The 6,052-nt window shown below is 62.0% G+C and carries 4 protein-coding genes and 1 pseudogene; 1 reads left to right on the top strand and 4 read right to left on the bottom strand.

Annotation, left to right across the window (positions count from 1 at the left end; genetic code table 11):
- The 4 genes and pseudogenes from OXG98_11415 to OXG98_11400 form a co-directional block, all read right to left on the bottom strand.
- Positions 1-113: pseudogene (locus OXG98_11415) on the bottom strand (ABC transporter substrate-binding protein).
- Between the two features lie 376 nt (positions 114-489).
- The gene (locus tag OXG98_11410) at positions 490-1,971 is read right to left on the bottom strand and encodes a sulfatase (GenBank protein ID MCY3772611.1); all 1,482 of its coding nucleotides are present in this window, start codon (positions 1,969-1,971) and stop codon (positions 490-492) included.
- Entirely contained in the window at positions 1,972-2,706 is a 735-nt protein-coding gene (locus tag OXG98_11405; protein MCY3772610.1) for an RraA family protein, read from the bottom strand. It abuts the gene before it with no gap.
- A gap of 283 nt (positions 2,707-2,989) precedes the next feature.
- The gene (locus tag OXG98_11400; protein MCY3772609.1) at positions 2,990-3,523 is read right to left on the bottom strand and encodes a hypothetical protein; all 534 of its coding nucleotides are present in this window, start codon (positions 3,521-3,523) and stop codon (positions 2,990-2,992) included.
- A 348-nt stretch (positions 3,524-3,871) separates the two neighbouring features.
- On the opposite strand from OXG98_11400, the gene selD reads away from it, so the two are divergent.
- Positions 3,872-6,052 (top strand): selenide, water dikinase SelD (selD, locus tag OXG98_11395; GenBank protein MCY3772608.1); only part of this gene is annotated, 2,181 nt, incomplete at its 3' end.

Genomic DNA, 6,052 nt, shown 5'->3' with positions numbered 1-6,052 from the left:
AGAAACCGCTTGAAGGTGTATTCGAAATCGTGGGCGGTGACGGGCCGGCCGTCGCTCCACCGCCCGTCCCGGCGCAGGTGAAAGGTCCATGTTTTTCCGTCTTCCGAGGGTTCCCACGAATGCGCCGCGCCAGGGAGAAGCTCTCCGTTCAGTCCGAACATGACGAGTCGCTCGAAGTGGAATTCGCTCCCGCCCGCCACGTAGATCGAGACGCCCTGGTCCATGCTCTTGGGTTCCGCGGCCATGTACCGGAACACCTGGTACTCGAGGGGTGCGGCGTCATCGGGCAGGCGTTCCATCAAAGCGGCGTGGGCCGCCTGCTTCATCTCCGCGGTCTGGCCGAAGAACAACTCCGACGCGGGTGTGTTTTCGTCGGAATCATCCGGCGCTGGTTGACCGCCGCAGTTCACCAGCAACAGCGCGAAGGTCAGAAGGAACGGGGCCGTAAAAGGGAGCAAGGTTCGTGTCATCTTCATGGTTTTTGCCCTACTATGCGGCGGGCGGATCGATGCCCAGGCGGGTGAACTGTTCCGGCATGGCCTCGCAGGATTTCAGGTGCCATGCGATGCGTTCGGCGAACCGGGCCTCCTGGGCAGAATTCTCGATCGGGTTCCGCTGCGCCGGATCTTTCACCACGTCGAACAGCTGGTTTCGGCCGGCATAGGACGCTTCATCGGGGTGATGCCGGGGCACCTTGCCTTCTGTCGGAATCTTGTATAGCGGAAGGTTGTAGGTGTGGCCGAAATACCGGCCCGTTTCCACCCGGTCGTACACTTCTCTCGGATACCAGCGGTTCAGGCCGCCCGTGGGCATGGCCGTGTAGGCATACAGCGGCCCCGCATCTTCGTTGACCGGGTTCCGCATGTACACGTACCTTCCGTCCGTGACGTTCATCGCCATGCCGAAGTAACCGAAGATGCAGTCCTCCCGGGCGGCCGAGCCGTCCACCACGTCCTTCAGAGAAAGTCCCTGGACGTGGGGCGGCGGCTCCACGCCGAAGTAGTCGAGAAAGGTCGGCATCAGGTCGATGGTCTGCGTGAGCGCGTCGGTCCGAGTACCGGCTCTTTCGTTTCCCGGAAAACTGGCGATCAGCGGAATCCGGACGATCTCGTTATACAGCGGCATGATATTCTTCATCCAGTAATCATGTTCAGCCAGCATCGTCCCGTGATCGGTGGTGAACACGACCAGCGTATCGTCCCACAGACCAAGGTCGTCCAGGGTATCGAAGATCCGGCCGACCCAGTGGTCCGTCATCGTGAGCAGACCCGCATAGCACCTCCGGATGTGATCGACGGCTTCCGGAGATTCGTGCACTTCGTCATAACTGGGCCAGTCGTAGAACGGCCCGTCGTAGTCATCCCCGTACATGGCCCGGTACTTGTCCGTGCAATAGAAGGGCTCGTGGGGATCGAAGATCTCGACCTGCAGGAACCAGTCGTCGGATGCCCGGTTCGTCTGCAGCCACTCGATGGCCGCCTGCGCGGTCTTCGGACCGGAGAAGTCCTCCTCCCGCTGCTGCAATTTCCGGTTGCCGAAATTCTGCTGGCTGAGCTGACCCAGGTGGTCCGGCAGCGCCATGCGGTCCACGTGGGACGCCCACCAGTCGTTCTCCTGGCCCCGGAAGAAATCCCACGTATTGAACGCCGTGTGATAGTTCTCGCCCCCGAGCTCGAAGTAGTGGTAGTGATCGGTCAGCAGATGGGTGAATACATCCTGTTTCCGCAGTTCTCCCGGCAGGGTGTCGTCATAGGGTTCGATGGGGCCCCAGCCCCGGTAGATGAAGTTGTACCGGCCCGTCATGAATTCGCGGCGAGCCGGCATGCAGGGCAGTGAACCCACCCAGTGGTTATCGAAAACGACGCCGCGTTCCGCCAGGCGGTCCAGGGCGGGCGTCCGGACCCAGCCGTTGCCATAGGCGGGCAGATAGTCCCGGCGGACCGTGTCCAGTACGATAAAGACGCACTTCATTTAAGATTCTTCTTTCTTGCCGTAGCTGTGTCCACCCAGGATCGCCTTGATATCTTCGGCCGACCGCGCGCGTTCGAAGGCGCCGATCCGTTCTTCTTCCTCCTCCGCAAGGGCCGTGGCATTCTCGAGGACCGCATCCATCCTGTTGGCCGGAAACTTGCACGCGCCGTTCTCGTCCATGTGAATGATCTCGCCCGGAGCCACGTCCATCCCGCCCACGGACACGGGCACGTTCACCGCGTGTACGGCCTGGTCCCCGTGGCCGGGTGTGACGCCGCTGAGCAGGTACTGGATCTTCATAGGGCGGATTTCGTGTATATCCCGGGAGGGGCCGTTGGACACCACGCCGACGCATCCCACGGCCTTGACGGAAGCCGTCATGTTCCCGCCCGCCAGACCCACTTTGCCGGCGATTTCGGGCGGAAACTTCTGCTGGATGATGAGTATCGTCGGCCTGGGGGATTCGTCCAGCGCGTCGATGATATCGAGGAAGGAAAGGTTCTTGAATCCCGGTTCGGGCAGTCCGAAGACGCAGGTAACGGCGTAGCCGACGGTGCGCCCGAGTTCGGGATAGATACACCTGATGGACTCGTCGGTGTACCAGTTCTCCGACCAGGGGTTGTACAGGCCGAGGCAGAGGGGATGGGTGGGATAGGTCGCCACCACGTTGGTGATCGTCGGGGTATCGAACTGTTTCAACGCTTCCAGCGTCTCCTGCGGGGACCGCGCGGCCATGCATCGCTCCTTCCGGGGTGCGGACGGGAAAGGGGTTGGGTATCAGACTGTCAAATCGGTCAGTCAAATCGGTCAGTCAAATCGATGGATCGAACCCGGAGAATATGTTTCCGATTCGACCGGGTGTCAAGGCGCTAATGGGTACTCGAATGTCGCGGGATTCAACCGTCGCGACGGGCCGATTCCGAACACACAGGCCACCGCGACAGTCCGAATTCATACGCATCAGCCGGAGGAACTGATTGATTCCACCGCGTCAGCCGACAGGCCGATTCCGCGCCCATCAGCCGGAGGAACCGGACTGGAGCGAACGCTGCCAGAGAGCCGTGGAATAGAACTCGTAGGACGCGGCCTTGTCGGGAACGTCGACGAGATGGACTGTGAAGCGGCACGGCACGCCGTTATCCGGCAGGTAATCCCGGAAGAAGCCGCTATAGGCCCGGGCGTAGGCTTCCTTCAGCCGGTCCTGTTCGGCGGCGTACCCCACCGGGTCCACGAGGGGGTTCGGCGATTTCGGCTGGCAGCCGAAGGCGTGCACCTCGATGAAATCGATCTCCTTGAGCGATTTGCAAAGCCCGGCATCAATCAGCCACTTCTCCCAGCTTTGAAAGACGAGCGGTATCTCCTGGTCCGGTTCCATTGATATCAGATCGTCCCGCTCCAGGACACCCTTGGCGGAATAACCGCCCGTGAGACCGGCGAAATAGATCTTCAAATCGCCGTCCGGCTGCTTCTCGGTCACCAGGGCCGAGAGCACCGGGCTGTCCCCGTGGTAATAGTAGGTCAGCTTGCCGCGTTTTTTGATGTTGAAGGCCATTGATTCTCCTCGTGAAAGTTGCAGTTCCTCGTACGTTTCGTGCTTAAGTCGTCGCGATTGGGGAAGGTATCTTTGCAAGGGTAATTTACTGCGCGTGTCAAGACCAGGCAGAGGCTTCATCGGGTCGGCAAAGCCAGCGCTAGGGCCGGCACTTTCGCCCATCCACCAAAGTCATAATGGTCTTTGGTCTAAATGGTTTCGCTATGTATATTCCATTCCCTCGCGGTCGCTGAGTTTTCCGGACCTCCGGGACTCCAGTGCAATGCGATCGTGGATCCAGCATTGTCGTGATGCCTTCACCACATCGTGCCGCCAGCTCGAGCGCGTCGAATCGAAGTCGAACTCATCATGAACCAGGCAACCCCCTTCAAAAAAGACCTCGTGCTGGTCGGCGGCGGCCACTCGCACGTGCAGGTGATCCGCATGCTGGTCATGAAAAAGGCCCTGCGCGGCGTTCGCGTCACGCTCATCTCGGACGAGTCCAGCGTCTGCTATTCCGGCATGCTGCCCGGTTGTCTGGCCGGGCTGTACCGCCCCGACGAAATGGAAATGGAATTGAGACCGCTGTGTACCTGGGCGGGCATCCGGTTCGTCCGGGCACGAGTAGCCGGCCTTGATCCGACCATCCAGCAAGTTCACTTCGAAGACGGTCGGCCGCCCCTCGCCTACGATGCCCTTTCAATCAACATCGGTTCGATTCCCAGGGGGATGGACACCCCGGGCGTGCGGGAATACGCCGTGCCTACGAGGCCGCTCGGCCTCCTGCTGAAAAGGGTTCACCGGTTCGAGGAAAACCATCGCCCCGACGGACAACCCCTGCGGATCGTCATAGCGGGTGGCGGAGCGGCGGGCGTGGAGCTGGCCTTCGCCATGCATTCGAGATGGGGGGAGCGTTTCGCACCCGTCCGGATCACGCTCGTGGAATCGCAGGCCGCACTACTGAGCGGGCATAATCCCAGGGTAGCCGGCAATATCGGGCGATATCTCGACGAGAAGGGGATTACCTGCCTGACCGGACTCCGGATTGCGGGCGTGGATGAATCGGGCGTTCATTTTGACGAACATTCCTCCCTGCCTTTCGATTTCCTGCTCTGGGCGACGGGCGGTGCGCCACCCGATTTACTGAAAGATATGAACCTTGAGACCAGCGACGGCGGGTTCATCCGGGTGCGGCCCACGCTCCAGGTCCTGGGTTACGACAATGTCTTCGCCGCGGGGGACTGTATCGAATTTCCCTCCCGTTCCCTGCCCAAATCGGGCGTGTACGCGGTCCGGGAGGGACCGGTCCTGGCCCGCAATATCCATGCGTGGCTCGAAAACCGATCCCTGGTTCCGTACAGGCCCCAGACCTCGGCGCTCGCGCTACTGATGACCGGAACGCGGAACGCCGTAGCGAGCCGGCGGTTCATTTCCTTTCACGGCCCCTGGGTCTGGCGTCTGAAGGACTGGATCGACCGGCGCTGGATGAGGAAGTTCGAACCGGCGCTGCTGCCGCCTATGGATCCGGCCGGCGACTCGCACCCCGCCGGTAAAGAATCCGACCGAGACGCGGACGAGGCAGCCATGCGCTGCGCGGGATGCGGCGCCAAGGTCGGTTCCACCGTCCTGACCGGCGTGCTCGACGAGCTGGAAGTATTCAACCGGGGGGACGTGCGGATCGGTCTGCACGATGCCGACGACGCGGCCCTCCTGGAGATTCCGCCTGGCCGGTCGCTGGTGCAGACGGTGGACGGATTCCGGGCTTTCACCGGCGACCTGCATCTCTTTGGCCGCATCGCCCTGGTCCACGCCGCGTCAGACCTGTACGCCATGGGAGCAGACCCTCACTCCGCGCTGGTCACGGTCACGCTCCCCTATGCGGAAAAGCACCTCGTGGCGAACGACCTGAGACAGCTCATGGGTGGTATCGCGGAAGAGGCGCGGCGGCTGCAGATCACACTCCTTGGAGGCCACACCAGCGAAGGGTCGGAGACGGCCGTCAGCGTGACCATGAACGGTCTGACCGACAACGACGCCGTGTTCAGAAAGGGCGGTCTGCGTCCCGGCGACGGGCTTATCCTGGCCAAGCCCATCGGTACGGGCGTTATCCTCGCGGCCGACATGCACTTCAAGGCGAAGGGAAGCTGGGTCGACGCGGTCCTCGAGGGCATGCTGCAGTCCAACGCCGAGGCGGCGAGGATCCTCGCGCAGGCCGGGATACCTTCCGTCACCGACGTGACCGGCTTCGGCCTGGCGGGACATCTGGCCGAGATGCTTGAGGCCAGCGGCATGGGTGCAGAGATCGAAGTCGGCCGGATACCCCGCTATGCGGGCGCCGAGGAATGTCTTGCCGGCGGCGTGGAAAGCACCCTGGCGCCGTCCAACCGGGAACACTTGCAGAAGAGATGGCAGGTGGAGTCAGAACTTGGCGAGGCGGAGCCTGGGGTATCGGACGGGCGGGACACTATCCTCTACGACCCCCAGACGTCCGGCGGCCTCCTGGCCGGCGTTCCCCCTTCCGAAATCGACGATGTAATCGCGAAACTCCGC

Source organism: Gemmatimonadota bacterium (genome assembly GCA_026706345.1).
GTDB lineage: Bacteria > JAAXHH01 > JAAXHH01 > JAAXHH01 > JAAXHH01 > JAAXHH01.
Note: the sequence above shows the minus strand (reverse complement) of the source record. Positions and strands in the feature narration are given on the sequence as shown.